At 40.1% G+C, this 16,393-nt stretch carries 18 protein-coding genes; 9 read left to right on the forward strand and 9 right to left on the reverse strand.

The features are described from left to right. The first annotated feature begins 8 nt into the window (after nt 1-8). On the forward strand, nt 9-692 hold the full coding sequence (locus tag FTU29_RS01475) for a hypothetical protein (protein WP_180119955.1): 684 nt from the start codon (nt 9-11) through the stop codon (nt 690-692). A 63-nt stretch (nt 693-755) separates the two neighbouring features. Here the strand turns inward: FTU29_RS01475 and FTU29_RS01480 are convergent, their stop codons facing one another. The 4 genes from FTU29_RS01480 to FTU29_RS01495 all read right to left on the reverse strand — a co-directional run bounded on the left by FTU29_RS01480 (nt 756) and on the right by FTU29_RS01495 (nt 3,647). After that, nucleotides 756-1,922: a cupin domain-containing protein gene (locus FTU29_RS01480; RefSeq protein WP_180119957.1), complete on the reverse strand. Its 1,167-nt coding sequence runs from the start codon at nt 1,920-1,922 to the stop codon at nt 756-758. A 96-nt stretch (nt 1,923-2,018) separates the two neighbouring features. Beyond that, nucleotides 2,019-2,564: a hypothetical protein gene (locus FTU29_RS01485; protein WP_180119959.1), complete on the reverse strand. Its 546-nt coding sequence runs from the start codon at nt 2,562-2,564 to the stop codon at nt 2,019-2,021. Nucleotides 2,565-2,670: 106 nt separating this feature from the next. Next, nucleotides 2,671-3,264, reverse strand: coding sequence for a nucleoside triphosphate pyrophosphatase (locus tag FTU29_RS01490; protein ID WP_180027243.1), 594 nt, complete (start codon nt 3,262-3,264; stop codon nt 2,671-2,673). Continuing rightward, nucleotides 3,264-3,647: a DUF2237 family protein gene (locus FTU29_RS01495; protein WP_078188698.1), complete on the reverse strand. Its 384-nt coding sequence runs from the start codon at nt 3,645-3,647 to the stop codon at nt 3,264-3,266. Before FTU29_RS01495 ends, FTU29_RS01490 begins: the two co-directional genes overlap by 1 nt. Nucleotides 3,648-3,787: 140 nt before the next feature. On the opposite strand from FTU29_RS01495, the gene FTU29_RS01500 reads away from it, so the two are divergent. The 4 genes from FTU29_RS01500 (at nt 3,788) to FTU29_RS01515 (ending at nt 7,528) form a co-directional block, all read left to right on the forward strand. Further along, on the forward strand, nt 3,788-4,975 hold the full coding sequence (locus tag FTU29_RS01500; protein ID WP_180078411.1) for a phosphoglycerate kinase: 1,188 nt from the start codon (nt 3,788-3,790) through the stop codon (nt 4,973-4,975). A 151-nt stretch (nt 4,976-5,126) separates the two neighbouring features. Further along, the gene (locus tag FTU29_RS01505) at nt 5,127-5,402 is read left to right on the forward strand and encodes a hypothetical protein (RefSeq protein ID WP_078193510.1); all 276 of its coding nucleotides are present in this window, start codon (nt 5,127-5,129) and stop codon (nt 5,400-5,402) included. Nucleotides 5,403-5,524: 122 nt separating this feature from the next. Next, a complete protein-coding gene (gene fba / locus FTU29_RS01510; RefSeq protein WP_078188695.1) occupies nt 5,525-6,562 on the forward strand; it encodes a class II fructose-bisphosphate aldolase in 1,038 nt (345 codons plus the stop codon). A gap of 111 nt (nt 6,563-6,673) precedes the next feature. Further along, nucleotides 6,674-7,528 carry an EamA family transporter gene (locus FTU29_RS01515; RefSeq protein WP_180084315.1) on the forward strand — a complete coding sequence of 285 codons (855 nt, stop codon included), beginning with the start codon at nt 6,674-6,676 and terminating at the stop codon, nt 7,526-7,528. Between the two features lie 338 nt (nt 7,529-7,866). On the opposite strand, the gene FTU29_RS01520 is transcribed toward FTU29_RS01515, so the two are convergent. After that, nucleotides 7,867-8,100, reverse strand: a complete 234-nt coding sequence (locus FTU29_RS01520) for a hypothetical protein (RefSeq protein WP_078188692.1) — start codon at nt 8,098-8,100, stop codon at nt 7,867-7,869. Between the two features lie 115 nt (nt 8,101-8,215). Continuing rightward, nucleotides 8,216-8,869: an oxygen-insensitive NAD(P)H nitroreductase gene (gene nfsB, locus FTU29_RS01525; protein ID WP_111883737.1), complete on the reverse strand. Its 654-nt coding sequence runs from the start codon at nt 8,867-8,869 to the stop codon at nt 8,216-8,218. A 252-nt stretch (nt 8,870-9,121) separates the two neighbouring features. On the opposite strand from nfsB, the gene hpaI reads away from it, so the two are divergent. Further along, nucleotides 9,122-9,916 carry a 4-hydroxy-2-oxoheptanedioate aldolase gene (hpaI, locus tag FTU29_RS01530; RefSeq protein ID WP_078193506.1) on the forward strand — a complete coding sequence of 265 codons (795 nt, stop codon included), beginning with the start codon at nt 9,122-9,124 and terminating at the stop codon, nt 9,914-9,916. A gap of 328 nt (nt 9,917-10,244) precedes the next feature. Further along, a complete protein-coding gene (locus tag FTU29_RS01535) occupies nt 10,245-10,463 on the forward strand; it encodes a transposase (RefSeq protein ID WP_111883736.1) in 219 nt (72 codons plus the stop codon). A gap of 75 nt (nt 10,464-10,538) precedes the next feature. Here FTU29_RS01535 and FTU29_RS01540 read toward each other — a convergent pair whose 3' ends face one another. Then, complete coding sequence (locus FTU29_RS01540; RefSeq protein WP_180119961.1) at nt 10,539-11,924, reverse strand: LLM class flavin-dependent oxidoreductase; 1,386 nt, start codon at nt 11,922-11,924, stop codon at nt 10,539-10,541. Nucleotides 11,925-12,228: 304 nt separating this feature from the next. On the opposite strand from FTU29_RS01540, the gene FTU29_RS01545 reads away from it, so the two are divergent. Next, nucleotides 12,229-13,476, forward strand: a complete 1,248-nt coding sequence (locus FTU29_RS01545; protein ID WP_180119963.1) for an SfnB family sulfur acquisition oxidoreductase — start codon at nt 12,229-12,231, stop codon at nt 13,474-13,476. 12 nt (nt 13,477-13,488) lie between these two features. Further along, complete coding sequence (locus FTU29_RS01550) at nt 13,489-14,748, forward strand: monooxygenase (RefSeq protein ID WP_180119965.1); 1,260 nt, start codon at nt 13,489-13,491, stop codon at nt 14,746-14,748. A gap of 235 nt (nt 14,749-14,983) precedes the next feature. Here the strand turns inward: FTU29_RS01550 and FTU29_RS01555 are convergent, their stop codons facing one another. Both FTU29_RS01555 and FTU29_RS01560 read right to left on the reverse strand, forming a co-directional pair. Then, complete coding sequence (locus tag FTU29_RS01555) at nt 14,984-15,703, reverse strand: UDP-2,3-diacylglucosamine diphosphatase (protein WP_180119967.1); 720 nt, start codon at nt 15,701-15,703, stop codon at nt 14,984-14,986. Between the two features lie 138 nt (nt 15,704-15,841). Continuing rightward, nucleotides 15,842-16,351 carry a peptidylprolyl isomerase gene (locus FTU29_RS01560; protein WP_078193500.1) on the reverse strand — a complete coding sequence of 170 codons (510 nt, stop codon included), beginning with the start codon at nt 16,349-16,351 and terminating at the stop codon, nt 15,842-15,844. Between the last annotated feature and the right edge of the window lie 42 nt (nt 16,352-16,393).

Raw genomic sequence — 16,393 nt, forward strand, 5'->3', positions numbered from 1 at the left:
TAATAAAAATGATGATCAATTCGATATTAAGTCATCTAAAGCGCATTGCATTCTTCTGCTGTGTCACTTTTATAGCAGCTTGTGGTTCGCAGGATCATGCGCCTAAACCAGGTGAGTATGGGCAGATTTTGTTCCAGCATGCGGTGTTAAGTACTGAAGAAATTCAACAATTACTCAGTGAAAATCAAAGCGATACAAATACATTAAACACTAAAAAATTTGCAGTGGATTACACGGCGACATCGAGCCAAAACCCATATCGTGCAGTCTTGTTGGTCAAAGGTAGGGCAATGACCAGTGGTGAGGTATCTGTAATATTTCAAATTGATAACTACAATGCCGCTATTCAACAAACCTCAAGCAATCTTATGCAAATGGATGCAGGTATTGATCAGGTTGAACGATTAGAAACATTGGATGCAGGACAAGAATTTATTTTTGTTATGGACGGTGCGCCTTTTTCAGTCAATGCTGCCATTGATCCAAATAGTATGACCAGTCAACTAAGTTTGTTAGAGTCGAGGAATGTGGAGTTTCAAAGTATTGAATTACAAATTTGGCAAGGCAAAGGTAGTCAATACGGTGTAATGCGCTATCTGTGGTTTATTGGATTTGTGTTGTTGATAGTATGGGTTTATCACGTCATCGTGGAAAAAAAAAGCCGATCAAGTCGAAGATTTTTTAAATCGTAGAAAGCGAAAATAATGCTATTCAGCAGTATAAAAAGGGAGCATGACGCTCCCTTTTTATTGAGTTTATTCAGCTTCCGTTGGGACGAGCATCAGCACAGATTCATTTAATAGCATGGCAATATCTTCTAAGATATCAGCATCATATAAAGATTCGTCTAGCGCTAGACTTTGGCCATCGGCAATGGTTTTTAAATGCACTGCAAATTCGTCTGAGATACAGATTCCTTCGCCATTTGCCCAAAACAAAATATCACCGTCTTGCTCTGTATATAGTAAGCGTGAAGCCGGTTCTAACATGAGTTGATAGCCTTGATCTAAGGCCTCTTCAAGATCACCAGTGCCGATTTCTTCGGCTTCAGGAATATTGTCAGGATATTTAGGTTCTGACATTAAGCTCATGATTGCATCTTCAAGTACGGTTGAATTTTGCAATTGTTCAAATAACTTTTCTTTTAAATACTCAAGTTCATTTTCAGTCACTTGGCCAATCGCACTGATTTGGTCACGTAAAATGTCAGTTAATGGATTTTTAAGTAGAGGATTGTCTGTGAATTTGTCTGTCACTCGATCCATCATTTCAGTGACATTTGGCATGCGGAAGCCAAATGAATAGGTCAGACATTCATCTTCAGCTACGCCATAGTGTGATAGGCCTGGTGGCACATAAAGTAAGTCGCCGGGAGCAAGCACTTCATCAAAATGTACGTCCATTTCTGGTAGTAAGCGAAGTGGTTGACCTTCTACAAATGCAGTATCTGCATCACACATCTGACCCAATTGCCAACGGCGATGACCATAGCCTTGTACGAGGAAGACATCGTAAAAATCAAAATGTTGTCCGACAGAGCCGCCTTTTTGTGCATACGACACCATGATGTCATCACGACGCCATTGCGGAATAAATGAAAACTGCTTCCAAAGCTCGGCTAGGTCAAAAGAATAATGATCGACAGCTTGAACCAATAAAGTCCACAGTTTCGGCATTTTTTGAAAATCAGCTTTAAGTAGTGGAGAAGATTTTACTGTCCATTGGTTAGGATCACGATCTTTTTGTTTGATGAGACGTGCAGTGACGTTATCTTCTAAAGCCAATTCTAGAACGTCTTTCGGTTCAAGTATTTGGGCAATTTCAGGGAGTGCATTTCGAACCAATAATGGTTTTTTTTGCCAATATTCGGCAAGGAATTGTTCAGCGCTGATGCCGCCGAGGATGTCAAGAGAATGAGCCATAGCTAAATACATACAATTTCAATGGATATATTGTCCCTTGAGATTCCTGTTTTTAGCAAGGCTCTATTTCATTAAATTATTTCGATTAGCTTGAGACTATTTTAAAGGATTGTCTTTGAGATATTGCATGACTAATTTTTCAACTTCCAAATCATAGCTATTGGCAGCAGCCGTGGTCGCTGAAAATTTCATGAATTGCTCAAAATGTGCATTGGTGTCAATTTTAGTATTTTCTTTATCAGACATTAATTTGAAATGATTCGGCATGACTTTTGCCATCATTTCAACATTTTCGGTTTGTAGTTTTAGAAGTTTTTTTACTTCAACTGTTTGTGGCTGAATGCTTTCAAATTTTTGTTTGCCTAGAGCAACCAGTTTATTGATTTGTTGTTCTGGCGTGTTACTACCACCGGTTTTGGTCTTAGTGCCTAGCTGTTGAATGATTTGCTCCTGCATTGCAGCGCCTTGTTGTTCTAATTCAGCATAGATAAATTTATATTGAACCCATTCATTGACTAAGTTTTTATTGTATTGCTGAGAGTTGGTCATAGTTTGATTTACTGTATTGGTATGACCGTTTGTCGAACAAAATAGAAGGCTAATGCTAATGAGGCTAGATGAAAGTAAATTAAACGTTTTCATGTTTTCAGTTCTTGGTTGTAATAAATAAGTAAGTGACTTTTTAATCATTAGCCCATAAAGAGCTAATGATGTGTTTATTATGCTGTAACAGATAATAATTTTAAAATTATGGGACTAAAATCTTAAGCTCACGCAAAATATTGCAGAGTTTAATCATCGGCATACCCATGAGTGTGGTTTGGTCTTGCCCGATCATTTCTTCAAATAAGCTAATCCCTAAACTTTCACATTTAAAACTGCCAGCGCAGTGCAGCGGCTGTTCAACCTGAACATAACGTTCAATTTCAGGCAAGCTTAGTTTGCGAAATTTCACTTTATAGTGCTCGACAAGGGTTTGTTCAAAACCTGTCGATTTTTGTTGGACACTGAGTGCCGTACTGAAATAAACGATTTTGTCAGAATTGGCTTGAAGCTGCTTAATGGCTTTTTCATCGCAAAGTGGTTTACCGATAAAAATATCTGGTGCGCCTTCGCGCCATGCGACTTGGTCAGAACCAATCACAATCGCGTCTGGGTGTTGGTTTGCAATTGCTGAAGCTTTTTCAAATGCCAGTCGCTTTGCTAACTCATCAGCGTGGTTCTCACCACGAGGTGTTTCGTCTATATCTGGTACGATTGAGTGGTAATCAATCCGTAAACGGTCCATCAGGTCTTTACGGGTTTGGCTGCTCGAAGCCAAAATGATTTTGGGAGTACTCATTACACTGCATATTCCATAAGTACATCAAGCGGCACATAAGACAGCGCCGCTTGGTGACACGCTTGTATTTTAATAGGTGGGGCAAATCCTTCTTGATATGCCTCCACCCAGCGAGTCACACAGATACACCAGAAGTCACCAGGTTGTAGTCCTGGAAAACCAACTTCGGGTAAGGGTGTGATTAGGTCATTGCCAACTTTTTGGGAAAAGTTTAAAAATTCAGATGTCATTTGTGCACACATCGTATGCTGACCAAGGTCTGTTGTTGCTGTATGGCAAAAGCCATTTCTAAAATATCCGGTAATCGGATCAAAACAACAGCTTGCCAAGGGTTCGCCTAAAACATTTAAACGATTAATATTTGGGTCTGGATGAATCGACATAAGCGCTGAATCTTTATAAGGCTTTTCGCTATCATAACAAAACTTTGGCTCGACATAGCTTTTCTGCAAAAGAAGCTAACGTTTTTCTGCATAATCATTTAAAATCGTCGCGTTTTGATATCAATAAAAGAGAGTAATGCATGAACTTTCAGCGTATGACTGACCTAGATTTGGCGGGTAAACGTGTTCTGATCCGTGAAGATCTTAACGTACCAGTTAAAAATGGCGTGATTACAAGCGATGCACGCTTACGTGCGGCGTTGCCAACAATTAAAGCAGCTGTAGAAAAAGGTGCTGCTGTAATGGTGTATTCACACTTAGGTCGTCCTGTTGAAGGTGAGCCTAAAGCAGAACAGTCTCTAGCACCTGTAGCCGCTTATTTAACAGAAGCTTTGGGTCAAGATGTTCAACTGATCACTGATTATTTAGACGGTGTTGACGTTGCGCCAGGTCAAGTGGTTTTACTAGAAAACTGCCGTTTCAACGTGGGTGAAAAGAAAAACAATCCTGAATTATCAGCTAAATATGCAGCACTTTGTGATGTTTACGTTATGGATGCATTTGGTACGGCTCACCGCGCAGAAGCATCGACTGAAGGCGTAGCACGTTGTGCAAAAGTGGCTGCTGCAGGTCCTTTACTTGCTGCTGAGCTTGATGCACTAGGCCGTGCACTTAAAACTCCTGCAAAACCAATGGTTGCGATTGTTGCAGGCTCAAAAGTTTCTACTAAATTAGATGTATTAACTTCACTATCTGACATCTGTGATCAATTGATCGTGGGTGGTGGTATTGCCAATACATTCTTAGCTGCTGCGGGCTTCAATGTTGGTAAATCACTTTGTGAAAATGACTTGATCGATACAGCAAAAGCCATTGCTGCAAAAGTATCTGTACCACTTCCAACAGATGTTGTTGTTGCTGATGCTGCTGAAATTGATTTTGCTGACTTCCTTGGTTCATTAGCTGCTGCAAAAGCTGTTGTGAAAAAAGTTGAAGATGTAACAGACAACGACATGATTTTGGATGTAGGTCCTGAAACTGCAAAAGCATTTGCAGAAATCTTGAAAACTTCAAAAACTATTCTATGGAATGGTCCAGTAGGTGTGTTTGAAGTTGATCAATTCGGCGAAGGCACCAAAGCATTGTCTTTAGCGATTGCAGAATCTGAAGGCTTCTCGATCGCGGGTGGTGGTGACACGCTTGCTGCAATTGATAAATATGAAGTTGCAGACAATATTGGTTACATCTCGACTGGTGGTGGTGCTTTCCTTGAATTCGTTGAAGGTAAAACTCTTCCTGCTGTAGCAGCGCTTCTTGACCGTGCTTAATTTAGTATTATTAATAAGATAGTACAGTATTAAAAAAGGTTGGCTTCGGTCAGCCTTTTTTTATCGCCCATTCATTTTGCCGTCATCAAAGTGCAATATTTCTGCAATAAAATTCATCGCAACACCTAATTCGCAGTAGTAGGAAACAACGATGAACTTAAAACTTGCACTTGCTGTACTTTTAATCGCACCATTAACTTTGACAGCTTGTGCTAAAAAAGAGTCTGCACCAACGGAATCAGAAGCATCTGCTGTTGCCGTAGACAATGCTCAAACAACGCCAGAACAACAAAAAGCCATTGATGAACTTGATAAGCCAGTATTGGATGAAAAGAACCAAGATGTTCCTGCTGAAATTGCAAATGCACCTGCAGACGAAGCAACGGCTGACGCTGAAACAGCCGCTTCAGCAGCAGCAGCTCACTAAGATTGTTGTCTTTATTTAAAAAGTCCCTGCAAATGCAGGGATTTTTTTTTAAATAGTGTTATTTGTTGCTGAATTGAAATGATTGAGCATGTAGAATATGCGGCATTACCTGGGAGGATATTATGGCTCTTATTTCATTGCGCCAGCTCTTGGATCACGCCGGCGAACATGCTTACGGCGTACCAGCATTCAACGTAAACAACTTAGAACAAATGCGTGCAATTATGCTTGCAGCAGATGCAACAAATTCACCTGTAATTGTACAAGCATCTGCGGGTGCACGTAAGTATGCAGGCGCTCCGTTCTTGCGTCATTTGATTTTGGCAGCAATCGAAGAATGGCCACATATTCCTGTGGTTATGCACCAAGACCATGGTACTAGCCCTGATGTATGTCAACGTTCTATTCAACTTGGCTTCTCATCAGTGATGATGGACGGTTCTTTAGGTGAAGACGGTAAAACGCCAACTTCATACGAATACAACGTAGACGTGACTCGTCGTACTGTTCAAATGGCACATGCGTGTGGCGTTTCAGTAGAAGGCGAAATCGGTTGTTTAGGTAGCCTTGAAACTGGTATGGCTGGTGAAGAAGATGGTGTAGGCGCTGAAGGCGTACTTGATCATTCTCAGCTTTTAACTTCAGTTGAAGAAGCGCGTTCATTTGTAGCTGATACCAATGTTGACGCACTTGCAATTGCAGTGGGTACTTCACACGGTGCGTACAAATTTACTCGCCCACCTACAGGTGACATCTTAGCGATTGACCGTATTAAAGAAATTCACGCTGCGTTACCAAATACGCATCTTGTAATGCACGGTTCAAGCTCTGTGCCACAAGAATGGTTAGCTGTAATTAATGAATTCGGCGGTAACATCGGCGAAACTTACGGTGTTCCAGTAGAACAACTTGTAGACGCAATCAAACACGGTGTTCGTAAAATTAATATCGATACTGACTTACGTCTTGCTTCTACAGGTGCTATGCGCCGTATGATGGCTGAAAAACCAGCTGAATTTGACCCACGTAAATTCTTCTCTGCAACTGTTGATGCAATGAAACAAATTTGTATCGATCGTTATGAAGCATTTGGTACAGCGGGTAATGCTGACAAGATTCGTCCAATTTCTTTAGAGAAAATGGTGAGTCACTATAAATAATTTGTCTTGAGATAGATTATTTTTGAAGAAAAGCCCACAATTAAGTGGGCTTTTCTTTGATTTGAACTTAGAAAAATTGCTTTAAATACAACTCAAGAATAAGAGCGTGTCATGGAATTGATCTTTGCTGCCGCGATTTGCAGTGTTCTCGTTTCAGTAATTCTAAAACTCTGTCGTGATCGGGGTTTTAACCCTGCACAAATGATCACATGGAATTATGCATCTGCGAGTATTTTATGTTTTCTATGGTTTAAGCCGGATCTAGCTCATATTTCGATTAATAAAACACCATGGGTTTTAATTGCGGCTTTGGGTGTATTACTGCCGACGATTTTTTATTGCTTAGCACGCTCACTGCAAACAGCGGGTATTTTAAAAACCGAATTGGCTCAGCGCTTATCTGTTGTGCTTTCTCTTAGCGCAGCCTATTTTATTTTCAGTGAATATTTTAATGCTATTAAGCTCATTGGTATAGCACTTGGTGTACTTGCGGTATTGCTGATTTTATTTTCACAGCGCAAGGGAAGCATTGATGGAAAGCAGGGTATTTTATTTTTATTAAGCGTTTGGGCAGGCTATGCACTGATTGATGTGCTATTAAAATTTGCTTCAGGTTTGGGCATGCAGTTTGCGGTGACTTTAAATTTGGTGTTTATTTGTGCATTTTTACTTTCGAGTATTTATAACATCGTACAGCACGGCAGTTTGGGGCAGACCAAAAATATCCTCGCTGGATTGGGCTTAGGTCTCTTGAACTTTGCCAATATCGCACTGTATGTGAAAGCCCACATGTTGCTTAAAGACACACCTGCAATCGTATTTGCTGGCATGAATATTCTGGTCGTGGTTTTAGGCGTGGTTGCGGGCCTCATCATCTTTAAAGAAAAATTGAGAGTCGCAACCGTCTTTGGTTTGATTGCAGGGATCATGAGTGTGGTTTGCTTAGCATATGCCATGTATGTCTAAGATAATTTTTAGCAAAAACGATCGGGTGTTGTAGTAAATCATCCCATTCAGCCACGCCCATGAGCAGTCCTTGATCTCGACAGGTTGGACACTCAGGGCAGTGATGATCAGTATATTGATAAGTATGTAGATACATTTGATGGCAATGACCGCATTCAAACTTCATCGGCATTTGTAGTAAATATGACATGTCCCACCTCTGCTTGATTTGTTGTTTTTATTCAATTTATTCAGCAAAGTTCAGACCAATTTATAAATATTATATTTTCACATTGTTGCTAAATATATCTTTATAAAAAAAGCCCTCGAGTTGAGGGCTTTTAGTTTTAGATGCTTAGTTAACGTGTGAGTTGTTGAAATCGTTGTAAGGTATTTTCAAAATAACATTTACCCACTGCAACGGGGTGTTTTAGGAAATCTTGAGTTTCAATCGTGCCTTGTAACTGACCCGGTTGTTTACAGTTTGGGCAGTTTGGATAGCTATGAAGCATATCGCCCGCATATTTTTGTAAATAAACCGTATTGCACGCTTCGCAATGAAATTTCATAGGTAATTTTATAGCTGTAGGCATAGGGAGAAACCTGAGTATATTTTGAGCAGAATATACTCGATAATTGTTTAAATAATAAGTCCCGAAATGACAAAAAAGAGGCAAAATTGCCCCTTTCGTCGGTTTTATGGAAAGCTTAGAGGTGTGTAAAAATTTCTTCAGCATTCAGACGTGATTTAGGTAATTTCGCATTGAAATCATTTTCGCTACGATAGCCTAAAGTCATCAGTACAGAAGGAATCAAGTTTTGTTCAACTAAGCCCAATTCTTCAGTGATGATCGCTTCGTCAAATCCACCAATCGGTGTTGCATCCACACCTTCAATGCCTGCTGCCAAAAGCATTTGACCTAAAGCAATAAATGTTTGGTTTTCAGCCCAACGTTGAATATCACCTTTTTCATTACGATAATAATCGACATAACCTGTACGGCTGTCTTTTTGACCTTGTTTGGCTTTGTCATCTTTAAAGCGACCACTACGATCATCCTGATTTAAAAGATTATCTAAATGCTCTGCAGTGATGTCTGCTTTAGTACAGAATAAAATCGTATGTGATGAATCTAAAACTTTTGGGGCATTGTAGGCATATTTTCCTACTAAGGCTTTGGCAATGCGTTGCTTGGCTGCATCATGATCTGCAATAAAAAAATGCCAAGGCTGAATATTAATGGAAGATGGTGTTAAACGGAGTATTTGTAATAAACGCTCAAATTGTTCCTGTGGAATTTTTTTAGCAGGATTATATGCTTTCGTGGTATAGCGTTGTTTTGATACGTTTAACAGATCCATCGAATATCTCCAGATATAGTTTGCTGTAGTTTAGCGGATAAATGGCCAAATGGTCTAAGGAGAAAATTTTCCAAAGATAGATCTTAGTTGTATATGCTGTACTCATTGGCTAAAAATTAACAGATTTAAGCTGTATGAAGTGCGAATTAGAGTTATATAAAATCATAAGATAGATAAATGCTATTGGTAGTTTTTGCCAAAAGGCGTTTAATCAATTGTAGTTAATCATAGTTTAAGCATGAGACAGCAGCGATGGATTACACCAATCATTTCAAGAAAAAATTAAAAACCGAACAGCAGATTGGTTTGTGGGTCGGTTTAGCCGATGCTTATGGTACTGAAATAGCTGCAAATGCAGGTTATGACTGGTTGCTCATTGATGGTGAGCATGCGCCAAGTGACTTGCGGACGACATTGTCGCAACTGCAAAGTATTGCAGCATATCCTTCGCAGGCTGTGGTTCGACCTCCAATTGGTAGTGTGCAACTGATTAAACAATTGTTGGATATCGGTGCGCAAACCTTGCTCATCCCTATGGTCGAAACTGTTGAACAAGCTCAACTTATGGTTAAGGCAGTACGTTATCCACCCGAGGGTATTAGAGGCGTTGGTGCAGCATTAGCACGTGCAACACGTTGGAACAGTATTCCTGACTATTATGCAAATGCACATGAAAATATCTGTTTACTGATTCAGATTGAGTCAATTGAAGGGATTAAAAACTTAGATGAAATACTGAAAATTGATGGCATCGATGGGGTGTTTATTGGTGCCGTGGATTTGTCGGCGACGATGGGTTATCAAGGGAATCCGAATCATCCTGAAGTACAAAAAACCGTGATTGATGCGATTCAGCGCATACGTAAGGCGGGTAAAGCTGCAGGTATTTTGTCGACACAACATGATGTGACTCAGAAATATATCGAGTTAGGCACAGAATTTGTTGCCGTGGGTGTCGATACCAGTGTGCTCATGAATTCGTTACGTGAACTTTTATCGAAATACAAAAATGATACCCCAGTTACGAAAACAGAAGGTGGTTACTAAGCGATACATCCTTCGTTATATTATTCACTGTATGGGTAATTAATTTACTCGATGGTTAAAATTTTTAATTCAATAATTTTAGCAAAAGTAGTGGCTTAGAGTATATGTAAACTCTACTTTTGCTAATCAAAGCGCAATATTGTATACTTCTGCTTAACTCGAAGCGGGTAATGTTCCTGCTTATCTTTTTTATTTAGCTGATTGTGATTTATCTGTATTCAAGCTTCTGACTTGAATCTTATCTTTGTAACTACAGAATTATTATTCCAAACCCGATTGATTAATCTCTTTGTTCTGTCACAAAAAGCTCACATGTTGAGTAAATCTTTTGAATATTTTAAATACTTGGCAAACTGCCAAAGCTGTAAATGGCGATGAAATTAATGTGAAATTGGTGCCTTTGAAACGTCAACAAAATACCAATGCTGGTTTAATTTGGGTTGATGTTGGGCAAATGATTGAATTAGAAACAGGCGAGACATTTAACCTGAATCTAGATGGCAAAAGCTTCTATACTGGCCCAAACCAGCTATATCGCTTAGCTTAAATGAAAAAAACAGCAGATCATCTGCTGTTTTTTTTGCCTAAAAAAGCGGCTTAAGCCATTTCAAGGTGTTGATGCTTATTCGCAACTTGAGCGTGATTTTTTATATCGGTATTGCGCCGCACGGTGGTTGTCGGGCAATTTCGCGCCTTGGCCGAAGAGTTTTTCACGCAAGGTTCCGTCAGCATATTCTGTTTGATATACACCACGACGTTGTAATTCTGGTACCACGTATTCCACAATATCTTCAAAACTCTTATGCGCCAATATGTAGGCTAAGTTAAAGCCATCGATACCAGTGTACTCAATCCACTCCTGTAAACGGTCTGCCACGGTTGCTGGAGAGCCGACAATAACAGGTCCGTTACCGCCGACACTGGTCCATTTTGCAATTTCCTGAATCGTCCAAATTTTATCAGGATCTGCCTCTACATAAGATTGCAGCATAGATTGAATGGCATCGGTTTGAATGTATTCCACTTGATCTGTTGGTTTAAACTGAGAAAAGTCGACACCTGACCAGCCAGAAACCAGGGTCAAGCCGCCGTCATAGCTGCCATATTGCTGATATTCACGGAACTTAGCTTGGGCTTTTTCATCGGTCTCATCAACCACTATGGCCAGCATGGTATAGATCAGAACAGAATTCGGATCTTTGCCTTCTTTCACTAAATTATGCCGAATACCATCTGCCAGCTTTTTTACAGCAATTTGAGTTGGTGCAGAGATGAAAACACATTCCGCATTTTGACTAGCAAACTGTTGTCCGCGTGCTGAAGCGCCAGCTTGATATAAAACCGGTGTACGCTGGGGTGAAGGTTCACAAATATGAGTGCCGGGAACAGTAAAGTATTTTCCTTCATGTTGAATTGGATGCACTTTACGGTGATCGGCAAAAATCCCTTTTTGCTTATCGCGTAGCACAGCATCATCTTCCCAAGAACCTTCCCAGAGTTTATAGAGGACCTCTAAATATTCATCTGCAATGTCATAGCGGTTATCATGGCTGACTTGGGTTTTCAGACCTAGATTTTTAGAGCCACTTTCTAGATAAGAAGTCACAATGTTCCAACCTGCACGGCCTTTCGTCAGGTGATCTAAAGTGCTCATACGTCGTGCAAAAGGATAGGGATGTTCAAATGAAATCGAAGTCGTGACACCAAAGCCTAAATGTTTGGTGACAGCTGCCATTGCGGGAACAATTTGCAAAGGATCATTCACTGGCACTTGCACTGCGCCAGTCAGCGCATGTTCAGCAGAACCATGATAGACATCATAGATACCCAAAACATCTGCTATAAAGACACCATCAAATTTTCCGCGTTCTAAAATTTTAGCTAAGTCGGTCCAATATTCTAGGTCTTTGTATTCTGTAGAACGGTCTAATGGATGACGCCATAGACCGGGTGACTGATGTGCAATACAGTTCATTTCAAAGGCATTGAAGCGAATATTTTTAGACATGATTTTTTACTGGGTTATTTAATCTCTTGCATAAGAGGGTATATAAAAATACAGCTGCATTTATTAATAAAAAGTCAAAAACAAATCTGAATAAATGCTAATCATAATTTTTGAATACTTCATATATTCATATGGATAAGCAGATATTTTTTTTGTTTGGTACGGTTTATAAAGATTTTGTTTGACAATTAAAAATGTAAATTCCATGTCATGAAAACTGATTTGTTTTGATGATAATTCTATAAATAATCAAAATAAAAAGTGCTAGCTTATTTGAATAATATCTAAACTGAGCATTTTAATAATGACTTCAAAAATTGAAATTAAACTAAAAGAGGCGCAAAACATTCCGCGCGATTTCTATCAATCTAACGGTTTAGCGCATATTATTCGATCTGATCAAGAAGCTATCGAGGTTGCTGAACAATTAGCTGTGGAATTTACAAAAGAATCAGCTAAACGCGATCATGAACGCCGCTTACCTTTACAGGAAGTACAGCAATATTCAGCATCAGGCTTGTGGGGCATTACTGTACCGCGTCAATTTGGTGGTGCAGGAGTGAGTTATAAAACCCTTGCAGAAGTGGTCAAAATTATTTCTAGTGCAGACTCATCCCTAGGACAAATTGCCCAAAACCATTGGGCCTTTGTCGAGCATATTCGTTTGGATGCAAATCTATCACAGCAAGAGTTTTTCTTTGATCAAGTCTTACAAGGTAAACGCTTTGGCAATGCATTTTCAGAAAAAGGTTCCAAAACAGTTGCAGATTTAACAACAGCCATTGAGTTTAAAGATGATCATGCGCTCATTAATGGTCAAAAATTCTTTGCAACAGGCGCTTTGCTTGCACATTGGATACCTGTGGTTGCAGTGAATGATGGAAAGCCTTATGCAGCCTTAGTACCCCAGCATACGCCTGGTTTAACCATTATTAACGACTGGAGTGGTTTTGGACAAAGAACGACAGTCAGCGGTTCTGTACTGTTGGACAATGTCAAAGTGGATTTAAATCACATTGTATCCATTCATCAAGCTTTTGAACGTCCAACGGCTGCGGGCGCTATTTCTCAATTCATTCAATCTGCTGTCGATGCTGGTATTGCGCGCGGTGCGATTAATGAAACGATTCAATATGTGCGCCAGCATGCACGTCCTTGGATTGATTCGGGCTTAGAAAAGGCGGTGCAAGATCCGTATACGATTGCCAACATCGGCGAGTTGAAAATTAAACTCCGAGCTGCAGAGGCAGTGTTGGCTTTGGCGGGTGAAGCGATAGACCGAGCCGTAGAGAACCCAACAGAAGAAACGGTGTCAGAGGCAACACTACTAACAGCAGAATCTAAGGTCCTGACGACTGAAATTGCGTTACTTGCGGCGAATAAACTATTTGAACTCTCAGGCACACGATCAACATTGTCTGAGCTGAATTTAGACCGTCATTGGCGTAATGCGCGCACGCATACTTTGCACGATCCCGTACGTTGGAAGCTGAATATTGTAGGCAACTACTATTTAAATGATGTACCACCGCCGCGCCATGCTTGGAGTTAAGAGGAGAAGATTATGACGATTCAAAATAATAAACAGCCCTTATCTTTAGGTGCTGACTATGATCAAGTGGCCGCTAAGTTCCGTCCGATTTTTCAGAGAATTGCAGAAGGCGCTTTGGCGCGGGAACAAAATAGGAAACTGCCGTATGATGCAATTTCATGGTTAAAACAAGCTGGATTTGGTGCGGTCCGTGTACCCGTGGCTTTTGGCGGTGACGGGGTTTCACAAAAACAGTTGTTTCAGCTGTTAATTGAATTGGCTAAGGCCGATTCTAATGTTGTACAGGCATTAAGAGGTCATTTTGCTTTTGTAGAAGACCGTTTAAATGCGCAAAAAACACAAGATCAAACAGTTTGGTTTAAGCGCTTTCTGCAAGGCGATTTGGTCGGTAATGCTTGGACAGAAATCGGAAAAGTTGAAATTGGAGATGTTGCTACCCGAGTTACTGAAAATGTGCAAGGTCAGCTAAGGGTCAATGGTCAAAAATACTATTCTACCGGAACAATCTTTGCAGATTGGATCGATCTATTCGCTTTAGATGAAACAACGAATCAACATGTTATAGCCGCAGTTTCAACACATGACGCTGGCATACAAGTATACGATGACTGGGATGGCTTTGGCCAAAAAACCACAGGCAGCGGCACACTGAATATTCAAGATGTCAGCATTGATCGTGATCATATTTTGCCATTCGATCAGCGCTTTAAATATCAAACGGCGTTCTATCAGGTCGTGCATTTGGCAACGCTGGCAGGTATAGCACAGAATGCTGTGGACGTTTTCAGTAATGAAGTCCGTGAACGCACACGTATTTACAGCCATGGTAATGCTGATTTAGTTCGAGATGATGCACAAATTTTACAAGTGATTGGTAAGGCGTCGGCACAGTCTTATGCAGCTGAAGCAATTACACTTCGTGCAGCAGAAGCTTTGGATGTCGCATATTTAAGTCATTTTCAGTCTGATACCCAGTTGGATCAGCAAGCGAATGACCGTGCGGAGCTTGAATCCTCTAAAGGGCAAGTGGTCATATCAGAGTTGGTACTAAATTTGAGTAGTGAGTTGTTTAATGCCTTGGGCGCTTCAGCAAGCTCGACAACTAAACAGTTAGACCGCTTTTGGCGTAATGCTCGTGTAGTGTCATCGCATAATCCACTTATTTATAAACAGAAAGTCATTGGTGATTGGGAGATTAATCAAACGCCGCTACCATATGTATGGCAAATTGGTAATAGTCCAGCAGTTGAGCAACCTGTCATTGCTGCTTAATTAATATCTGAAGATGTTCACTGTGGATGAAAGTAGTCCATAGTGAATTCCTCGTGAAATTATTTTTAAGTTTAAACCTTGTTTTTTTTAAGATTTTAAATGACGTTGATCTGCTATATGTAGGATTCAGTTCAATTGAAAATCTGTTGAGATAGTCTGGTAAAAGGCTATGTCTTGATATCTGGATGTATTGTTTTAACCAAATATGACGGCAGGTTTAACTAAAGCCTAAGGGTTAGTAAGACCATTTTTTTAATTTTAAATCACTCACAGATGGGTTTTCACCAACCTCTAATATTTGAGCTTGTTCTGCGCGCCAGTCCCCTAAAACGATACGTAGTTTTCCATGCACATCATGTATTTGGGGCCGGTGGGTATGTCCATGAATCAGTAGATCGACATGCTCTAAAGCTTTTTCTACAGCTTCGGCATTTACATCCATGATTTCATAAGATTTAACTTGCTTGGTTTCTGTACTTTTTTTGCGGAAGCCATTGGCGATTTTTTGTCGAATGCTAAGCGGTAAGATTTTTAAGAAACCTAAAAGCAAAGGATTACGAATCACTTTACGAAACTTTTGGTAAGACACATCATCGGTGCAAAGTAAATCTCCATGTTCAAGGCGAATTTTATAGTTGCTAATGTGGAGATAATCCACGTCTTGTAATAATTGACCGTGAAATTTATCTAAAAACTTTTGACCCAATGCAAAGTCACGATTACCTACTTGGAAATAAATTTGATTTCCCAAAGCAGTAAAATCTTTTAGCGCTGCAATGATTTCATCTAACCATGGAGCAGTAAAGTCATCACCAATCCAAGCATTAAACCAATCACCTAAAATATACAGCTGGGTATTTTGAGTTTTGTATTGTTCTAACAAAGCTAAAAACCCCCGAACGAGTCGAGGGTGTTCAGGTGACAAATGTAAATCAGCGATAAACAGATAGGTCACGAATCTTTTCCTTATTCTAAAAATCCCTCCCAGCCTCCCTTTAGAAAAGGGAGGAGTTCCGACATTTATTTAATATTGAAACTCCCTCCGTTATTAAAGGGACTTGCGCAGCAATGCTACTCAGGGAGAATTTAAAAATTACTCAGAAATGATTTTAGCTGATTCAATTACAACGTTCTCTAGAGGAACGTCTGCGTGGTAACCACGGTTACCAGTGCGAACGCTTTTGATTGCGTCAACAACGTCAAGACCTTCAACTACTTTACCAAATACTGCATAGCCCCAACCTTGCGCTGTTTTACCAGTGTGGTTAAGGAAGGAGTTGTTTTTCACGTTAATGAAGAATTGAGCTGAAGCAGAATGAGGTGCTTGAGTACGTGCCATAGCGATCGTACCAACATCATTGCTTAAACCGTTGTCAGCTTCGTTTTCAATAGAATCACGAGTTGTTTTTTCTTTGAAGTTTTCATCCATGCCGCCGCCTTGGATCATGAAACCATCAATAACACGGTGGAAAATCACGCCGTCATAGAAACCATCGCGAACATACTGTAAGAAGTTTTCAGCAGTTTTAGGTGCTTTTTCAGTGTTAAGCTCAAGAACAATACGACCTTTATTGGTGTTTAATTCGACTTGAGGAAAACTCATTGTGTAATCTCCTGTACATGGACATGAAAGCCATGGGTTTTT

The sequence above is a fragment of the Acinetobacter sp. YH12086 genome (assembly GCF_013419345.1).
Taxonomy (GTDB): Bacteria; Pseudomonadota; Gammaproteobacteria; order Pseudomonadales; family Moraxellaceae; genus Acinetobacter; species Acinetobacter amyesii.